This is a genomic window from Gemmata palustris (assembly GCF_017939745.1).
In the GTDB taxonomy this organism is placed as follows: domain Bacteria; phylum Planctomycetota; class Planctomycetia; order Gemmatales; family Gemmataceae; genus Gemmata; species Gemmata palustris.
This window is the reverse complement of record NZ_JAGKQQ010000001.1, coordinates 5,083,853-5,100,418: the sequence shown is the minus strand read 5'-3', so window position 1 is coordinate 5,100,418 and position 16,566 is coordinate 5,083,853. Positions and strand designations below refer to the sequence as shown.

At 62.3% G+C, this 16,566-nt stretch carries 17 protein-coding genes and 1 riboswitch; of the genes, 15 read left to right on the top strand and 2 right to left on the bottom strand.

Annotated features, from left to right (window positions below; genetic code table 11):
• The first annotated feature begins 184 nt into the window (after positions 1–184).
• Positions 185–1,171, top strand: coding sequence for an AbiTii domain-containing protein (locus J8F10_RS20945; protein WP_210657058.1), 987 nt, complete (start codon positions 185–187; stop codon positions 1,169–1,171).
• Positions 1,172–1,261: 90 nt separating this feature from the next.
• Here the strand turns inward: J8F10_RS20945 and J8F10_RS20940 are convergent, their stop codons facing one another.
• Complete coding sequence (locus J8F10_RS20940; protein WP_210657056.1) at positions 1,262–1,606, bottom strand: hypothetical protein; 345 nt, start codon at positions 1,604–1,606, stop codon at positions 1,262–1,264.
• A 193-nt stretch (positions 1,607–1,799) separates the two neighbouring features.
• Here J8F10_RS20940 and J8F10_RS20935 point away from each other — a divergent pair, with 193 nt between their 5' ends.
• Entirely contained in the window at positions 1,800–1,994 is a 195-nt protein-coding gene (locus J8F10_RS20935; RefSeq protein ID WP_210657054.1) for a hypothetical protein, read from the top strand.
• The gene (locus tag J8F10_RS20930; RefSeq protein ID WP_210657053.1) at positions 1,994–3,775 is read left to right on the top strand and encodes a recombinase family protein; all 1,782 of its coding nucleotides are present in this window, start codon (positions 1,994–1,996) and stop codon (positions 3,773–3,775) included. Before J8F10_RS20935 ends, J8F10_RS20930 begins: the two co-directional genes overlap by 1 nt.
• A gap of 149 nt (positions 3,776–3,924) precedes the next feature.
• Here the strand turns inward: J8F10_RS20930 and J8F10_RS20925 are convergent, their stop codons facing one another.
• Positions 3,925–4,254, bottom strand: a complete 330-nt coding sequence (locus J8F10_RS20925; protein WP_210662349.1) for a hypothetical protein — start codon at positions 4,252–4,254, stop codon at positions 3,925–3,927.
• A gap of 90 nt (positions 4,255–4,344) precedes the next feature.
• Here J8F10_RS20925 and J8F10_RS39105 point away from each other — a divergent pair, with 90 nt between their 5' ends.
• The 12 genes from J8F10_RS39105 (at position 4,345) to J8F10_RS20865 (ending at position 16,480) form a co-directional block, all read left to right on the top strand.
• On the top strand, positions 4,345–4,500 hold the full coding sequence (locus tag J8F10_RS39105; RefSeq protein WP_246523472.1) for a hypothetical protein: 156 nt from the start codon (positions 4,345–4,347) through the stop codon (positions 4,498–4,500).
• A gap of 76 nt (positions 4,501–4,576) precedes the next feature.
• Positions 4,577–5,419, top strand: coding sequence for a CPBP family intramembrane glutamic endopeptidase (locus tag J8F10_RS20915; protein WP_210657050.1), 843 nt, complete (start codon positions 4,577–4,579; stop codon positions 5,417–5,419).
• A gap of 121 nt (positions 5,420–5,540) precedes the next feature.
• A complete protein-coding gene (locus J8F10_RS20910) occupies positions 5,541–6,485 on the top strand; it encodes an ABC transporter ATP-binding protein (protein WP_210657047.1) in 945 nt (314 codons plus the stop codon).
• 118 nt (positions 6,486–6,603) lie between these two features.
• Complete coding sequence (locus J8F10_RS20905; RefSeq protein ID WP_210657045.1) at positions 6,604–7,650, top strand: ABC transporter permease; 1,047 nt, start codon at positions 6,604–6,606, stop codon at positions 7,648–7,650.
• A gap of 141 nt (positions 7,651–7,791) precedes the next feature.
• Complete coding sequence (locus J8F10_RS20900) at positions 7,792–8,673, top strand: SDR family oxidoreductase (protein WP_210657043.1); 882 nt, start codon at positions 7,792–7,794, stop codon at positions 8,671–8,673.
• 55 nt (positions 8,674–8,728) lie between these two features.
• Positions 8,729–10,306, top strand: a complete 1,578-nt coding sequence (locus J8F10_RS20895; protein WP_210657041.1) for a hypothetical protein — start codon at positions 8,729–8,731, stop codon at positions 10,304–10,306.
• 201 nt (positions 10,307–10,507) lie between these two features.
• Positions 10,508–10,673, top strand: a riboswitch (SAM riboswitch).
• A gap of 148 nt (positions 10,674–10,821) precedes the next feature.
• Positions 10,822–12,093, top strand: coding sequence for a threonine synthase (gene thrC / locus J8F10_RS20890; RefSeq protein ID WP_210657039.1), 1,272 nt, complete (start codon positions 10,822–10,824; stop codon positions 12,091–12,093).
• The gene (locus tag J8F10_RS20885; RefSeq protein ID WP_210657037.1) at positions 12,090–13,466 is read left to right on the top strand and encodes a hypothetical protein; all 1,377 of its coding nucleotides are present in this window, start codon (positions 12,090–12,092) and stop codon (positions 13,464–13,466) included. Before thrC ends, J8F10_RS20885 begins: the two co-directional genes overlap by 4 nt.
• Before the next feature lie 30 nt (positions 13,467–13,496).
• Positions 13,497–13,769, top strand: coding sequence for a ubiquitin-like small modifier protein 1 (locus tag J8F10_RS20880; protein ID WP_210657035.1), 273 nt, complete (start codon positions 13,497–13,499; stop codon positions 13,767–13,769).
• Between the two features lie 72 nt (positions 13,770–13,841).
• On the top strand, positions 13,842–14,174 hold the full coding sequence (locus J8F10_RS20875; RefSeq protein WP_210657033.1) for a hypothetical protein: 333 nt from the start codon (positions 13,842–13,844) through the stop codon (positions 14,172–14,174).
• Positions 14,175–14,239: 65 nt separating this feature from the next.
• Positions 14,240–15,295, top strand: coding sequence for a ThiF family adenylyltransferase (locus J8F10_RS20870; protein ID WP_210657031.1), 1,056 nt, complete (start codon positions 14,240–14,242; stop codon positions 15,293–15,295).
• 39 nt (positions 15,296–15,334) lie between these two features.
• Positions 15,335–16,480, top strand: a complete 1,146-nt coding sequence (locus J8F10_RS20865) for a cysteine desulfurase (RefSeq protein ID WP_210657029.1) — start codon at positions 15,335–15,337, stop codon at positions 16,478–16,480.
• Positions 16,481–16,566 lie beyond the last annotated feature (86 nt).

Here is a 16,566-nt window from a genome sequence, read left to right as displayed (position 1 = left end):
GGGTGTGAGGATGAGTGTACAGGATCGACCGGCCCGCGTGCCACGTCCGACGGGGCAAAGATTTGCCCCGCGTTCATTTCCCCTGACAAAGTGATTCGCTACCGACCTTTTGCCTTACCGTGCTCGGGGGTAACATTCGTGTGGAGGATTGTGTTGGTATTTGTTGAAGAGGGGTCGAACGCCCATGAGCCGTTTTTCTGATTTGGTCGATCAAATTGCGGACCAGAAGAACTACAGTCTTGTGGACGTATTGCTGAAGACGAAGGTTTTGGCGTTCCAACTAAAAGGACGGAAATTCCGTCAGTGGGTGAATGCCGAACTTGATGGCTACGACGACACACTCCCACTTCCAGAGTATCGCGTGGTCCCTTGCACAGTCTGGGGAGATTTTGCAGGGTATTTCCAATCCTATCTCCGCAACGTTTCCATTTCTGTGTGTATATTGCCCGAGGACACGAGAGAGTATTTCTCGACTACAAAATTTTATCAAGGAATCGCCTCAATCGAGAGCCTTGCGTCTGGTGGCAATTGCGAACGAGTTTTGGACATCCAAGAGGTTTCTTACCTTCGCAAATACGGCGATCATGTTGAGGACATGATTCTCAATTATGCGGTGAAGCGTACTTCCAAGAACGCTCTGCACGCTGTACTTACAAGCGTGCGATCCCGGATGCTTGAGTTCCTTCTCGAACTGCGCGACCAGCACCCGGAACTTGACAAAGACGATGCTGCCGTCTCACGAGTTAGCGAAGCTGAGATTGAGTCTGTAATGAGCCACAAACTTTACCAAAATTGCACTGTATTTGAGGGGCCAGCAGAGATGCGAGACAGTTACCAAGCCGGTCAAGCAGGCGCAATGGGTCCGGGCGCGAAAGCCGAGAACATCAACTTCATTCAGATCCTGCGGGACAGCATCGGAGAGAGCAGCCTTGCGGATTTGGCGAAAGAGTTAGAACGGCTGCGCGGGTCGATGCTTGCTGAGTCGAAAAACGCAGAACAGGATGCGTCCGTAGCTGCCATCGCAGAAGCAGAGAGCGCGGCGAAGAAGGGGGATGCAAAGGGGGTATTGTCTTACCTCAAGAGCGCCGGGAAGTGGGCTTTGGATGTCGCTACGAAGATCGGTACGGGTGTTGCCAGCAAAGCAATCGAGAAGGCAATGGAAGGTTCTTGAGTTCCGACTGTTTCTGCCGGTCGAGTTCGCCCGCTGAGTGCGAGTCTAACGAATGTAGCCCCGGACTGGCCGGAGCTACTGGGTTTTCACTTACAGCTTCCCGTTCGTAATCAGAAGTTCGACCGCGTCAGCGTGCTTGCAGCGGCCGGTTGAAATGAACCCCTTGCACTCACACAGCTTCGACCCGTCGCGCCCACAGAACACGCCGTACCGTTCGGCGCTCGTGTCCGAACCGGCACCCATCTTGAACAGCATGAACCCGCGCCCGTGGTCCGCCGTGAACTCCTGGATCGTGTACTGGCAGTGGCACCGCTTGCTGGTCAGGGTGAGAACGCCCGCGACCGGCGAGAACTCGTTGTCCGTCGACGGTTCCCACACCAGCGCCCCGTGCTTCTCGCTCTTGGTCACCGGCAACAACTCGGTAAACTGATTCATGCTCGTCCCTCTCGTCAGGGTTCGGGAAGTGGCCGGTTGGTGTTACAGCACCAGCCGGCCGCGTCGTTGGGTGACACCCACCCAACACTGGTATGATACATTTCTGTAGCTACAGTGTCAATACAAATTGCCGGATTGCTTCGCTTGATACGTAGCGATGTCGTAGCTACAATTCTGGCGGGAGGTTCGACACATGAAAGACGACGAGAAGAAGGGGCCGACGGTCCCGCGGCAGTTCCGGTTGGGGGACGACACTTTGGCCGACCTGGACTACATCGCGGAACACCACACGGCCGAAACGGGGATCAACCATTCCCGCACGGACGCGGTGAGGCTCGCGGCCAAACGTGAGGCGGACCGCATCCGCCGATTGAAAGGGGCCAAGTGATGATCCGCGCAGTGTTCTACGGCCGAAAGAGCAACGACGACGTTGGTGAGGTAGGCGAGAGTATCGCCCAACAGCGCCAGTGGGCGACCGAGGCCGCGGCCCGCGAAGACGTTGTGATCGTCCGCGAGTTTGAAGACCAGAGCGTGTCCGGGCTGAAAACGAAGACACGCTCCGGCTTCCAGCAGATGCTTGCGTTCTGCAAGGAACAAGCCCGCCTCGGTGAGCCGATCGAAGCTATTGTGTGCTGGGAGCAGGCGCGCTTTGGGCGGGTCGATTCCGTCAAGACCAGTCGTTACGTGGACGAACTGCGGGACGTTGGCGTTTCCTTGATGTTCAACCAAGCTGACGGCTGGGTTGACTTCAACGAACCGAACGACCGCATGATGTTCGCGATGAAGCAAGAATACGGAGCGCACAAGTACAGCCGCGACCTTTCACAAGCGTCACTCCGTGGGAAGAAGGATTTCGCCCGAAAAGGGCACTGGTTGGGTGGGAAGCCGCCTTTCGGGTACACGGTCAACCGACCGGACCCTGTCGCGCAGGGCCGTAAAGAGCGGACGAGCGGGAAACTCGTGCCGCACCCGCCCGAGGCGGAACATTTGAAGTGGATGTTCGCGACTTACGCCACCACAGATATCAGCATGTGGGGGCTTGTCGAGAAGCTCCACGAGCGCGGCGTTAACTCACCGAAGGGCAAAGAGCGATGGTTGCCCGCGACCATCTCGAAGGTACTGCGGAATCCTCTCTATCTTGGAGACGCCATCTTCGGACGGGCACATTACGCTGAGTTCGCCGGATCGGTGGTGGTAAAATCCAAGAGGCGAAAGCTCATCTCCGGACAGCCAAAGGCCGAGGCGGATTGGATCACCGTTCCCAACGCTTACCCAGCGCTCGTGGACCGTGAGACGTTCGACAGGGTTCAAGTGCGGCTCGCCGCGAACCAGAAGCGCAAGTCACCGCGGAAGACCGCGCCGTTCGTGCTTTCTGGCTTGTTGATATGTGCCGCGTGCGGTCGCCGGATGGTCTCCGAAACGCAACGGGTGAAGTCGCACAAATACAGGATTTACACGTGCGCCAACTACCACACGCACGGCACCGCCTCGGGATGCGGTCGCAACACGGTTAATGATGCGCAGATGCTTCGGGCTATAGTGCGGAAGTTAGCCGACAAGTTCACCGCGCCAGAGTCCGTGGCGCTGCTGCGGGCCGAGATCCAGCGCCAAGAGGGAGAAGCCACATCGCCCGATCGAACGGACGAACTGGAAGCCCGGGTGAGCGACTTGGACCGACGAATCGGTAAGCTCGTGGAACGCATGGAAGACGACTTGCCGGAAGCGGCAATGGTCGATGTGCGAAACCGGCTGAAGACCCTCACCGACGATCGCGACAAGGCCCGCTCCGAACTGGCCACGGTGAAGGCCGCTGCCGTTGCGACCGCGCCCACGGGCGAGCGCGTTGAGCGCCTGATATCGCTCATCACGAGGCTGGATGAAGCCGTGACACGGGCCGAACCCGCGGTAGTGTCGGAACTGCTCCGCGCGCTCCTGGATCGCGTGGAAGTTTTCTTTACGTACAAGCAAGAAGGCAAGAACAAACAATCTCTGTTTGCCCGCGGATTGCTGTATCTGAACGAAGCCGGCTGGATGACTTCCAATCTTGTCAACCGAGAGGGGATTCAGGCCATCACCAACGCCGAACGACTCTGCATCATCCTGAAAGAAATCGCGCCCGCCGTTCGCGTGATCGACCCGCCGCAACCACCGAGCTTGTTCGACGAGTAGACTCGTGGCCGCGGATCAGTCATGCTGGGAGCGGTTCCAGGGAGCGACCGATGACCGAAGCGGAATGGCTGGCGTGCGAAGGGCCGTCTGCAATGCTAACATTCATACGCGGCGCCAGTCGAAACCGACTGCCCGAGCGCCGCAGTCGCCTATTCGGCGTCGCGTGCTGCCGTCGGCACTTGGATCTGCTCGTTGACATCTCCAGTCGACACGCGCTGCGAACGACTGAGGATTACGCAGACGGTGTGGTAAAAGCTGACGAACTCGCCGTTGCATACCGCGAAGCCTTCGGAGTCACTGTGTATTGCGATGCACGATTCAGCCGCAATCGGAGTGTGAAACTGGAGGCAGAACTGCACGCTGCTAACGCTGCTGCCAAAGCGTGTCGTCCAAATGAGTATGCCAAAAGTGTCGTCACCGAAGTGCTCGCCGCGGTTGGAGCGGGTGGCCGGAAAGGCGAAGCGGCGGCGCTCGCTCATCTGGTTCGCGATATCTTCGGGAACCCGTTCCGCTCGGTCGCCTTCACCCCGGAGTGGCGCACTTCTACCGCGGTCGCAATCGCTTCGCATATGTACGAGTGGCGCGACTTCAACGCGATGCCGATCCTGGCCGACGCGCTCCAGGACGCCGGGTGCGACAGCGCCGATGTGCTCGACCACTGCCGCGGACCGGGGCCGCACGTGCGCGGGTGCTGGGTCGTGGATCTCGTGCTCGGCAAGGAGTAGTCCTCTTCCTCATCCATTAGCGAGCCGGTACACTTTCGCAGACGCTTTCGTTCGTTCTCCGCGGTGATTCGGACCGATGACCAAACTGTTGCTGCACGTTTGGCAAACGTGGTTCGGCGAACCGCTCCGTCGGGTCGAAGCGGAATCGCTCGCGTACCGACTTTCCGACGAGGGTCGGAAGCTCGACTGGAAGACCCCCGCCGTTCTGCTCACTGCCGCGATTTGTCTCACACTCCAGCAATATACCGCGAACCCGACTCAGGTACTCGGGGCCGCCCGGTTTGTGGCGTCTACATTCGGCGGGCCGAATTCCGCCGCCGAGGTCGAAATACTGCTCTGCAAATGGGGCCGCGACCAGTTCGCGGGCCGCTTGTGGTGGGCGGGCGTCTCGGTGCTCACCTACGCAATCATTCCGCTGTTGGTCCTGAGACTCGTGTTCCGCGCACGACCGGCCGATTACGGGCTGAAAGTGCGCGGCGTTCTGAATGCGTGGCCGCTGTACGTGTTGTTCGTGCTGGTCATGGCTCCGCTCGTGTGGGTGTGCTCCGCCGAGGAGCGGTTCCAACAAACGTACCCGTTTCTGCGGTTCTGGTCGCCCGAGCACGTTCGGGAGGATCTGTGGAAATGGGAACTCGCCTACGCCGCACAGTTCGTGAGTCTGGAGTTCTTCTTCCGCGGGTTCATCATCCACGGTACCAAGCACCGGTTCGGCATGTACGCGGTGTTCGTCTCGGTCGTGCCCTACGTCCTCATTCACTTTGGTAAGCCCATGCCGGAAGCGACCGCGTCGATCATCGCGGGCGTCGTGCTCGGGTTCATGAGCCTCGTGACGCGGTCGGTCTGGCTCGGCGCCGCGCTTCACATCGGCGTCGCGTGGGGGATGGATTGCGCGTGTCTAATGCGCCGCGGATTGCTGTGAACCAAATTGTGTGCTGCGGTGTCTGTGTCGGTCGCCGGCCCGGATGGGTTCGGCGCCAGTGTTACATTTCTCGCGCCCGGAACAGTGACCATTCCGTTTCCGTTTTCCTAAAACTGAACGTATGACCCCTGCCATTCGCGTCCGCGGTCTCGTGAAGACGTACCCCGCTCGACCCCCGGTCGAGGCCGTGCGCGGTCTCGATTTAGAGGTGAACGTCGGCGAGTGCTTCGGGCTCCTCGGTCCCAACGGGGCCGGGAAGACCACCACCCTCGAAATCATCGAGGGGCTACTCGACCCGACCGCGGGCGAGGTGGAAGTGCTCGGGCTGAAGTGGGGCACGAACGACACCGAGATCCGCAACAAGATCGGGATCTCGCTCCAGGAAACGCGCCTCTCCGACAAGCTCACGGTGCGCGAAACGGTCACGCTGTTCCGGTCGTTCTACGCGATCGGCATCACGCCGGATGAGGCCATCGGGCGCGTCAGCCTCGAAGAAAAGGTCAACGCCTACGTCGACAAACTCTCCGGCGGCCAGCGCCAGCGCCTCGCGGTCGCGACCGCGCTCGTCGGCGACCCGGAATTGCTCTTCCTCGACGAGCCGACGACCGGCCTCGATCCGCAATCCCGGCGCCAGCTCTGGGACGTGATTCGCACCCTGAAGGACCGCGGGCGCACGGTCGTTATCACCACGCACTACATGGACGAAGCCGAGCGGTTGTGCGACCGCGTCGCGGTGATCGATCACGGGAAGGTGATCGCGCTCGGCACGCCCGCGGAACTGATCGCGCGTGTCGGCGGCGAGCACGTTATCGATCTCGACATCGATCCGACCAGCACGTCGCGCCCCCAGTCCGCCGAACTCAGCGCCCTTCCTACCGTGAACTCGGTGCGCGAAGAAGGCGATCGCATCACGCTCACAGCCGGTGAGCCGCACCGCGCGCTGCCGGCGCTACTCGACCTCGTGCGCGCCGCGGGAGTCAAGATCGCGGGGCTAACCACGCGCACCGCGACCCTCGAAGACGTGTTCGTGACACTCACCGGGCGCCACCTGCGCGACGCCGAATAGCTCGTCGCGCGCCTGCAATAAGCCGTAATATCCGAAAGTCGAACGCCGCGAAGTCGAAGACTGAATCCATCAAGTCTTCGACTTTACGACTTTACGACATGTGACTTGGGACCGAATTATGTCTCCACTCTCGCAACTGACGCTGGCCCGGTTCCGCGAGTTCTACCGCGAGCCGGCCGCGCTCTTCTGGGTATACGGGTTCCCGCTGATCCTCGCGTGCATACTGGGGATGGCGTTCAGCGAGAAGCCCGTACCCGCCTCGAATGTGGACATCCTGTTCGACCCGGAGAACCCCGGCGCGGCCGAGGCGCTGCGCGAGAAGCTCGGGGCCGATCCGGGCCTCAAAGTCGCGTTCAACGACGACGCGACCAGCCGCAAGCGGCTCCGCACGTCGAAAACCGACGTGGTCGTCGTTCCGCGCCCGGGAACCGCGGCCGGGCACGAGTACCTGTTTAATGAGACTCGTTCCGAAAGTGTGCTCGCGCGCAACGCCGCGGACCGTGCCCTGTTGCGGTCCGCGCACCCGAATCAGGCGCTCCCGACCGAAACCGTTGTGGCCGAGCCGGGCGGGCGCTACATCGACTTCCTGATTCCGGGCTTGCTCGGCATGAACTTGCTTGGGGGTGGGCTGTTCGGTGTGGGCTTCGCGGTCGGCGACTTGCGCGTGCGGAAGCTCCTGAAGCGCTTCCAGGCGACGCCGATGCGCCGGTCCGATTTTCTGCTGAGTATGATGTTGAGTCGGCTCATCTTCACGTTCATCGATATCGGGCTTTTGCTCGGGATCACACATCTCGTGTTTGACATCCGCGTGCGCGGGAACCCGCTCGTTTTTCTCGCGCTCGTCGCGATCGGGGGAGCCGGGTTCGCCGGGCTGGGGTTACTCATCGGTTCGCGCGCACGCACGATGGAAACGGTCGCGGGGCTGGTGAACGCGGTCATGCTCCCGATGTACATACTGTCGGGTGTGTTTTTCTCCGCGGCGCGGTTTCCAGAAGGGATGCAACCGTTCGTTCAGGCCCTCCCACTCACCGCGTTGAACGACGGCCTGCGCGCGGTGATGAACGACGGCGCGGGTTGGGAGGCGCTCCCGTACCCGCTCTTGGTTCTCACTTTGTGGGGCGGCATCAGTTTCGCGCTCGCGCTCCGCATCTTCCGCTGGCGATAAGCGACCGTTTCGGCGCGGCTTGTACTTGGGCTCGGCGCCCGAGCGTGTCAGGTCGGGAGCGGAAGCCGTAGCGGAACCGGATCAATAAAACGGCACGCGGACAAGAACGGTCCGCGTGCCGTGTCATTTTCCGAGGTTCCCATGCTTCCCATCGATCTCTCCGGCAAAGTCGCACTCGTTTCCGGTGTCGGCGACAACATCAGCTTCGCGTGGTACATCGCGAAGACGCTCCAGGCGGCCGGGGCCACGGTCGTGCTCGCGTGCCACCCGCGCGTGATGGGGATCGTTGAGGGCGTTCTCACCCGCGACATGGACCGGGAATCGCGCCTGCTCCCGGACGGGAGCGAGTTCAAGCCGGCGAAGCTGTTCCCGTGCGACGCGAGCTACGACACGATGGCCGACGTGCCGGAAGAGGTCCGCACCAACCGCCGCTACGCCCAGTTCCCGGAATACTCGATCAAGGGCACCGTGGACGCGGTCGCGGCCGAGTTCGGCGGGATCGACATTCTCATTCACTCAATCGCGTTCAGTTCGGAAATCAAGAAGTCGCTGATCGAGACGAGCCGGAAGGCGTACCACGAGGCGATGGGCGTGTCGTCGTACTCGCTCGTCAGCATGGTTCGGGCGGCGGCCCCGCACATGGCGAACCGTCCGGGCGGTGGGAGTGTGGTGGGCCTGACCTACGTTGCCGGGGAGCGGGTGGTCCCGCACTACGGCGGCGGCATGGGGACGTGCAAGGCCGCGCTCCAGATGGACGCGAAGCAGCTCTCGTGGTTCGTGGGCGACAAGAACGTGCGCGTGAACCTGATCTCCGCCGGCCCCTACGCGAGTCGCGCGGCGCGGGCGATCAACCCGGACTTCGACAAACTCATCACGCACGCGGCCGAACACTCCCCGCTGCGCCGGCCGATCGAGCCGGAAGAGGTCGCGAACGCGACCCTCTACCTGTGCAGCCCGTTCGCCAGCGCCGTGACCGGTCAGATCCTCTATGTGGACTGCGGTTACAACATCATGGGTACGTGATTCACGAATAGAATAAGTGTTCGTCCGACCCAGCATCGAGTTCACGAGGTCATCCATGCCGATTCCCGTTACGTGCCCCGGTTGCTCGGCCCGGATGAACGCGCCCGATGCGGCGGCCGGCAAGAAGGTCAAGTGCCCCAAGTGTCAGAAGGTGCTCGCGGTTCCGGAGCTGGTCGTAGACGCTCCGGCCTTCGAGGTGGTGGAGGACGAGCCGACGCAGCCCGTGAAGAAGCCCGCGCCGCGACCTGTCGCCAAGCCGCAGGTCAAAGCCGATGTGGTCGTTGACGAGGATGATGAAGACGAGGTACGGCCCGCTAAGAAGCGCGCTCGGGCCGTGGTCGAGGACGACGAAGACGATCGGCCGCGAAAGAAAAAGAAGAAGTCGGCCGCGGGTGGCTCGTCGATGGCGCGCAACATCGTCGGCGGCGTGGTGCTGATCGTCCTGTTGGGTGTGGTCGCCTTCGTCTTCTGGGACAAGTTCGGCAAGAAGGAAGAGGTTGCGTCGAACACTCCGCCCGCAGGTGACCCACCCGCCGGGCCGCAGAGGCCGGGTCCGCAAGGTCCGGGGCCAGTGATGCCTAAAGGCCCGGGACCGCAGTTGCCGGAGCCGAACAACCCCGGGCCGAATCCTCCGTCCGGAGGTGAGAAACTCAAACTGCAGGCCGCGCGAGTTGATAGCCCTCAATGGACGACCGACGGGGAATTGATTCTGGCGCCGTACATCACGAGAGAAAGGCGCCAGGCGTTTGGGGTTTGGGATGTCCGGACGAGTGATCCGCTCGTTTTGATTGAAGACAAGAAGAGCCTGTTTTTCCCCGATGCCGTTGGGATTTCGCCCAATCGAAAACAAGTTGCGATCGTGTCCAAAGAGGCGAAGTCCCTGACTCTTTGGAATGTTGCCTCTGGGGTTCTGGAGAAGACCATCAAACTGTCGCCAGAAACAAAATCTGGCGGTGTGCCCGCGTTTGCCACCTACACACCAAACGGTAAGGCGATCGTGGCCGCATACGAAGGAACGTTGCTCCGTGTGGATCTCGAAACCGGGATGGAGAAGGTTCTTCTCAAGGACATCGAGATCCACGACATCAGCTACTGCCCCGAAAAGAACTTGGCCGTTTACAACGCTCTTTTGCCGAACGCTGTAGGCGAATTGCGTGTAGCGGATTTGAGTCGACCGGAGGCGTCTCTCGTCTTGCCTCTCAAAGAAGATGAACGGCTCAGACGTCGCCCCGATATCTCGGCCGATGGAAAGACTGTCGTAGCGTACATTGAGGACCGAACCACACCTCTTAAACCCAAGTGGCTCGTACACGTCTACGACGTGGTATCGAAACAATTAAAGGCACAGGTGCCACTTCCCATCGAGAGTGAAGATCCGTCTTTCCTGCCGTTGAGTGTTAGTGCGGACGGTAACCGCGTGGTTTGTGGCTATTCGGTTTTGATGTCTGGGATGTCTGTGGGGAAGTGTTGGAGCTACGACGTGTCCAGTAAAACGCTGCGACAGGTCGGACCGGATTACAAACAGCATTTCACCCTGATGCCCATCCTCGGAAATGGTAGCACCGTCGGGGTCTGGCGTAACGGAGCGCTCGAACTGTACAACGCCGAAACTGGTAAGATCGCGACCCCGTGACGGAAATCGTTACCGAGGAACAGAACGAATTTCGCCCGAATGCTGTTGCCGCACCGCGGAATTCACGGTCACGGGCGCGAGTCTGGACCGGAACAGAACGAATTTCGCCCGAATGCTGTTGCCGCCCTCGCGAGAGTACCGTATCTTTCTTCCAACGCGCTGTGCGTGCGCAGCCGTTATTGAAAACTTAAGTTGGTGAGTATCTTATCCAGAGTGGCTGAGGGGCCAGGCCCGACGACGCCACAGCAACCGGTCTACTGTTGCACGTTCCCAACGTGCGGCACGCGATGCAGGTGCTAACTCCTGCCCGGCAAACGCCGCGGCTCCCGAACAACGGGGGAAGCGGTATGGCCGGGGAAGATAAGATCTCGCGCGGGGCTCACGGCCCCGCCGTACTCTTATCTCACCACAACCGCCAAATACGGCGGCACTTCTGGCTAAGCAAACCCACCCACTCAAAACGAAATTTCGCCGCGTGATGCGGTCCGTGCGTTTCTCTTCTCTGAGGTTGTGCTGTGCCGAGTAACGACTTCGTTCTGGGGCTGAAGTGTCGCGTGTGCGGCAAGCTCTATCCGAAGGCCGCGAGCTTCTTCTGCCCGGACGATTCCGGGCCGCTCGAAGTCGCCTACGATTACGACCGCATCAAACCGAACGTCAGCCGGGCGAAATTCACTTCCCGCCCCCGCAACATGTGGCGCTACCGCGAGTTGCTCCCGCTCGACGGCGAGCCCACGGTCGGCCCGCAAGTCGGCGGAACACCGCTCATCCGCGCCGACCGGCTCGCGGACGCACTCGGCGTCGAGCGCCTCTGGATCAAGAACGACGCGGTCAACTTCCCGACGCTCTCGTTCAAGGACCGCGTGGTGTCGGTGGCGCTCTCGAAGGCCCGCGAACTCGGGATGCGGATGGTCGGCTGCGCCAGCACCGGCAACCTCGCGAACAGCGTCGCGGCGCTGGCCGCGTCCGCCGGGTTGGAGACGGTTATTCTCGTGCCGGCCGATCTGGAGCGCGTGAAGATTTACGGCACCGCGCTCTACGGTGCGAAGGTGGTGAAGGTGTCCGGCACCTACGATCAGGTGAACCGACTCTGCACTCAAATCGTGATGAAGTACGGTTGGGGCTTTGTGAACGTGAACCTGCGGCCGTTCTACGCCGAGGGCTCGAAGACGGTCGGATTCGAGATCGCCGAAGACCTCGGCTGGCGGTTCCCGCAACACGTCGTGTGCCCGATGGCCGGCGGCGCGCTCATCGGCAAGATCCACAAGGGTTTCACCGAACTGAGCCGGTTGGGGCTCGTGGACGCCCCGGTGACGACGAAGATGTACGGCGCGCAGGCGAGCGGGTGCAACCCGATCAGCGATTGCGTGAAGAGCAACCGCGAGCGCCACAAGCCGATCAAGACGCCGAACACGATCTGCAAGAGCCTCGCGATCGGCGACCCGGCCGACGGGTACTTCGCCGCGAAACTGATCCGCGACAGCGGCGGTTGGGCGGAAGACGTGACCGACGCCGAAATCGTGGAATCGATGCTGCTCCTCGCGAAGACGGAAGGCGTGTTCGCGGAGACGGCCGGCGGAACCACACTTGCCGTCACGAAAAAGCTGATCGAATCGGGCCGCATCCCGCGGAACGAAGAGATCGTGATCTGCATCACCGGCAACGGGCTGAAGACTCAGGACGCGGTGTTCGACGCGCTCGACGAACCGGCGACCATCAAACCGGCGCTGGCCGATTTCGAGGCGCTCACGGGCGTTGCTGAAGCGGTGGCCGAGCCGGTGTTGGCGTGACCCGATGGGCCGGTCTGCTCGGCGCGTGTGCAGTGCTCATCGGGGTGGCGGCCCTACTCGCCGCCGTTCCCCGAACTGCGTTCACGATGTACGATGAAGGCGTTTATTACTACCAGGCGGTGCTACTCACGCGCGGACAAGTACCCTACACGGATTACTTTGTTCCGCAACCGCCCGGGATCTTGCTGATTGGCGCCGCGTGCGAGTGGATCGGTTCTGGTATCGCTGGCGTGCGGGCGTTCAACTGGGCCTGCGGGCTCGTGCTGTTGGCCCAAACGTTCCGGCTAACGCGGCGCGTTTGCGAGGGTACCGGAATTCGGCACGCAGAACCGTTCGGGGTCGCGCTGGTGGCTGCGACAGTCGTGTTCGCGTACCAGTCGATTCACGGAGCTACGAACACCCCGGCCGCGTGTTTGGAAGTGGCCGCGAGCTTGCTGATTCTCGGCACGAATAAGCGACGATTCGCGCTCGCCGGGTTTGTGATCGCTTTCGCGACCGCTGTCCGACTCCCGTCGCTGATTGCCGCACCGGGGCTGTTATTGCTCACTGGGTTCGCGGACGGGCGCAGCGGGTTCCTGGCGCGAGCCGCGTGGTTCCTCGGTGCGCTGGGCGTGGGGTGCGCTGTCATTCACTTGACGTGTGTGCTGGCGCTGCCCGGTTACTTTGATAACGTGGTCGGCTTTCAGTCGAACCGTGTGCGGACGGACTGGAGCGACCGCGCCGGGCAGATCCGCGAGTTTCTGTCGGAGCCCGCGGTCATCCTGGGAGTGCCGGCCGCGTTGTGGTTCTTGTGCAGCGGGCCGCCCAAACTCCGCGGAATTGCGGCACACGGGCTACTTTCGGCGGTGTGCATCAGTGTGGCGGGGAAGACGCTCTCGGTGATGTACTACCTGCCGGTGCTGCCGCTGTTCGCGGCGTGCGCGGCGGTGGCGGTGGTTCGGTTGGCGGAAGGGGTATCGCGCTTGTTTGCGCTCGTGCCGCTGGTGGCCATCACGGTGCGGGTTCCGGTAATCGTGGGCGTGATTCTCGTTCAGCTCCACCCGAACGACGAACACGCGGCCTGCGTTGCGGCCGTGCGGAACGCTCCCGGGGACGTGGTGCTGGTAGCGGACGGGCGCATCGCAGTACTGGCCGGAAAGCGCCTGCCCGCCGATTATTACGCGACCGACCCCAACGCACTGCACCTGCTCGGGCGCGAGAAGTTTCACGAGTGGTTCGCCACCATACTACCAACGGTTGATATGGTGGTAGTAACACCGCCACTGTTGTGGTGGATGTCACGGGGGAACGTCGAACAACTGTTGGCGTCCGGCAAGCCGGTGTTCTTCGACACCGATGCGACCCGCGCCGAGTTCGACGCCTACCGACCGTAACGCACGAATTGGATTAACGACCGAGGAGATATGGCGATCAAGATCCAGATCCCGACGCCGATGCGCGAGCAGTCGGGCGGCAAGGCGGAAGTCGAAGTCACCGGCGCGACGGTCAAGGCCGCGCTCGAAGACCTGCTCCGCCAGTACCCCGCGATGGGGCCGAAGCTGTTCGATAACGGCAAAATTCGCCCCTACATCAACGTGTTCCTCAATGATGAGGACATCCGCTACCTCGACGAGATGGACACCGCGGTCACGGACGGCGTCGTTCTCGCGCTGATCCCGGCCGTCGCGGGCGGGTGATTCGAGACGGACAGAACGGGCGACGGAACCGGGCGTTCCTTCGCCCTTACGAGCCTCACACGGGCGGCGCGAATGGCAGACGAACCGGCGCAACAAGAGACCCCCGAAGGGGCCGCGGTGTTCCCGGAGATTCCGGCGGAACTCGGCGTACACCCTTTGTTACTCGCCGCGATCCACGCCTACGTGTTCCTCGAAGGCTCCGAAGCCGCTGTGCTGAACGCGGCGGTCGCGGAAGAGGCGATGAACTACGTCGTGTCGTACCTCCAGCGGCTCGACGGCAACGACCTGCGCCGCGCCCGCGAGGACATGGCCACCCTTGTCGGGTTCGCGAAGTCCGAGAAGTGGCCCAAGCAACACGTGCGCTTCCTGCAAGACTTCCTCAAAGAAAACGGAATAGGTCAATAGGCCCTGCGCCGACTCCACACCGAAGGGGGAGCGCGAACCGCTCCCCCTTACTACTTAACGTACCCATGATCGACACCAACCCGCTCGAACGATACTCCCGGCAGATGCGCTTCCCCGGTCTCGGCAAAGTCGGGCAGGAGAAACTGCTCGCGTCGCGCGTCACGCTGTGCGGGTGCGGGGCGCTCGGCACCGTGCTCGCGAACGTGCTGGTCCGCGCGGGCGTCGGGTTCGTGCGCGTCATCGACCGCGACTTCGTCGAGCCGTCGAACCTCCAGCGCCAGGTGCTGTTCGACGAATCCGACGTGGCAAACAACCTGCCCAAAGCGGAGGCCGCGGCAACCAAGCTCCGGCAGATCAACTCATCGATCACGGTGGAGCCGATCGTCGCGGACATCAATCGCACCAACATTGAGGAGTTCTGCGAAGGCGCCGATCTCATTCTCGACGGGAGCGATAACTTCGAGATCCGGTACCTCATCAACGACGTCGCCATCAAACATAACAAGCCGTGGGTGTACGGCGGCGCGGTCGGCAGCCAGGGGATGAGCATGACCATCATCCCCGGTGAAACGCCGTGCCTGCGCTGTGTGTTCGAGGCAGCTCCCGCTCCGGGCGAAACCGGCACCTGCGAAACCGCGGGCGTACTGGCTCCCGCGGTGAACATCGTCGCGAGTTACCAGTCCACGGAAGCGATCAAGTTGCTCTCCGGCAACAAGGCCGCGGTGAACCGCGAACTGCTCATTCTCGACGTGTGGGAGAACACGAACAAGCGCGTGAAGGTGGCGCCGTTGGCCGGGCGGAAGGGGCAGTGCCCGTGCTGCGCGAAACGCAATTTCGAGTGGCTCGACGGCGCGCACGGCACGCAAACGACCTCTCTGTGCGGGCGCAACGCGGTCCAGGTGAGCCACCGCGTGAAGGGCAAGCTCGACTTCGCGTACCTCGCGAGCGTGCTGAAACAGTCCGGCGAAGTGAGCTACAACAAGTTCCTGCTGAAGTTCCAGCTCACCGAGAACGGCGACCCCTACGAGTTCACCGTGTTCGAGGACGGGCGCGCGATCATCAAGGGCACGAGCGAACCGGACAAGGCTCGTACCCTTTACGCGAAGTACGTCGGGCACTGATTGCCATTACGCCCCCTCCACGTTTCGTGACCCGCTCACATGATCTACCTCGATAACGCCGCGACCAGTTTCCCCAAGGCCGAGGGCGTGTACGTCGCGATGGACCGCTTCGCGCGGACCTCGCTGGCCAACCCCGGGCGCTCCGGGCACAAGATGGCCCTGGAGTCCGAACACGCGCTGTCCGACGCCCGGCACCGGCTCAACCGGTTCTTCAACGGGCGCGACGCGGACCACTGGGCGTTCACGCTCAACTGTACTGATGCGCTCAACATGGCGTTCAAGGGCGTGCTGAACGACGGCGACCACGTCATCACCACCGACCTCGAACACAACAGCGTGTCGCGCCCGCTCGTCGCGCTCGCGCAGGCCAACCGCATCACGCTCACGCGCGTGCCGGCCGACGCGGGCGGGACCATCGACCCGGAAGCGATCCGCGCCGCGATCGGCCCGAAGACCAAGCTCATCGCGATGACGCACGCGAGCAACGTGCTCGGGACCGTGCAGCCGATCGCGGACGTGGGGCGCATCGCGCGCGAACACGACCTGCTGTTCCTCGTCGACGCGGCCCAGACCGTGGGCGTGCTCCCGGTCGATATACAAAGCGCGAACATTGACCTGCTCGCGTTCCCCGGTCACAAGTCGCTGCTCGGGCCGACCGGTACCGGCGCGCTGTTCGTCGGTCCGCGCGTCACGCTGCGCCCGTGGCGCGAGGGGGGGACCGGCGGGGACTCGCTCACGCCCACGCAGCCGACCGACTTCCCGCACCACCTCGAGGGCGGCACGCCGAACGTGCTCGGTGTCGTCGGGCTCGTTGCGGGGTTGGACTACGTGGAGGAAAAGGGCGTTGAAGCGATTCGCCGGCACGAACTGGGGCTCTGCGAGCGACTGCGTGCGGCACTCTTGGAACTGCCCGGCTTCGAGCTGTTCGGCCACGCGGACCCGGCCCGAAGAGTGAGTGCGCTCAGCTTCCGGTGCGAGGCGCTCGCCGCGCCGGAACTCGCGGGGCTTCTCGATCAGTCGTTCAACATCGCGGTGCGCCCCGGGCTGCACTGTGCGCCGTACATCCACAAAGCGCTCGGTACCGCGCCGGACGGACTCGTCCGCGTCAGCCCCGGTTCCTTCAACACCGAAGCCGATATCGATCACCTCGTTGACGCGCTGAAGCAGATCACTAGCGCGGTGTGAGCCGACTCTGTTAAGTGTTCTGGGCCGCAAAACAACTTCACACTGGAACCACGCGAAGCAAACGCTACCCTAATCATCATTCCGCC

Coding starts and splice junctions, on each gene's coding strand:
- J8F10_RS20945 (WP_210657058.1), top strand. CDS start 185: ATGAGCCGTTTTTCTGATTTGGTCGATCAAATTGCGGACCAGAAGAAC.
- J8F10_RS20940 (WP_210657056.1), bottom strand. CDS start 1,606: ATGAATCAGTTTACCGAGTTGTTGCCGGTGACCAAGAGCGAGAAGCAC.
- J8F10_RS20935 (WP_210657054.1), top strand. CDS start 1,800: ATGAAAGACGACGAGAAGAAGGGGCCGACGGTCCCGCGGCAGTTCCGG.
- J8F10_RS20930 (WP_210657053.1), top strand. CDS start 1,994: ATGATCCGCGCAGTGTTCTACGGCCGAAAGAGCAACGACGACGTTGGT.
- J8F10_RS20925 (WP_210662349.1), bottom strand. CDS start 4,254: ATGAGCGAGCGCCGCCGCTTCGCCTTTCCGGCCACCCGCTCCAACCGC.
- J8F10_RS39105 (WP_246523472.1), top strand. CDS start 4,345: ATGTACGAGTGGCGCGACTTCAACGCGATGCCGATCCTGGCCGACGCG.
- J8F10_RS20915 (WP_210657050.1), top strand. CDS start 4,577: ATGACCAAACTGTTGCTGCACGTTTGGCAAACGTGGTTCGGCGAACCG.
- J8F10_RS20910 (WP_210657047.1), top strand. CDS start 5,541: ATGACCCCTGCCATTCGCGTCCGCGGTCTCGTGAAGACGTACCCCGCT.
- J8F10_RS20905 (WP_210657045.1), top strand. CDS start 6,604: ATGTCTCCACTCTCGCAACTGACGCTGGCCCGGTTCCGCGAGTTCTAC.
- J8F10_RS20900 (WP_210657043.1), top strand. CDS start 7,792: ATGCTTCCCATCGATCTCTCCGGCAAAGTCGCACTCGTTTCCGGTGTC.
- J8F10_RS20895 (WP_210657041.1), top strand. CDS start 8,729: ATGCCGATTCCCGTTACGTGCCCCGGTTGCTCGGCCCGGATGAACGCG.
- J8F10_RS20880 (WP_210657035.1), top strand. CDS start 13,497: ATGGCGATCAAGATCCAGATCCCGACGCCGATGCGCGAGCAGTCGGGC.
- J8F10_RS20875 (WP_210657033.1), top strand. CDS start 13,842: ATGGCAGACGAACCGGCGCAACAAGAGACCCCCGAAGGGGCCGCGGTG.
- J8F10_RS20870 (WP_210657031.1), top strand. CDS start 14,240: ATGATCGACACCAACCCGCTCGAACGATACTCCCGGCAGATGCGCTTC.
- J8F10_RS20865 (WP_210657029.1), top strand. CDS start 15,335: ATGATCTACCTCGATAACGCCGCGACCAGTTTCCCCAAGGCCGAGGGC.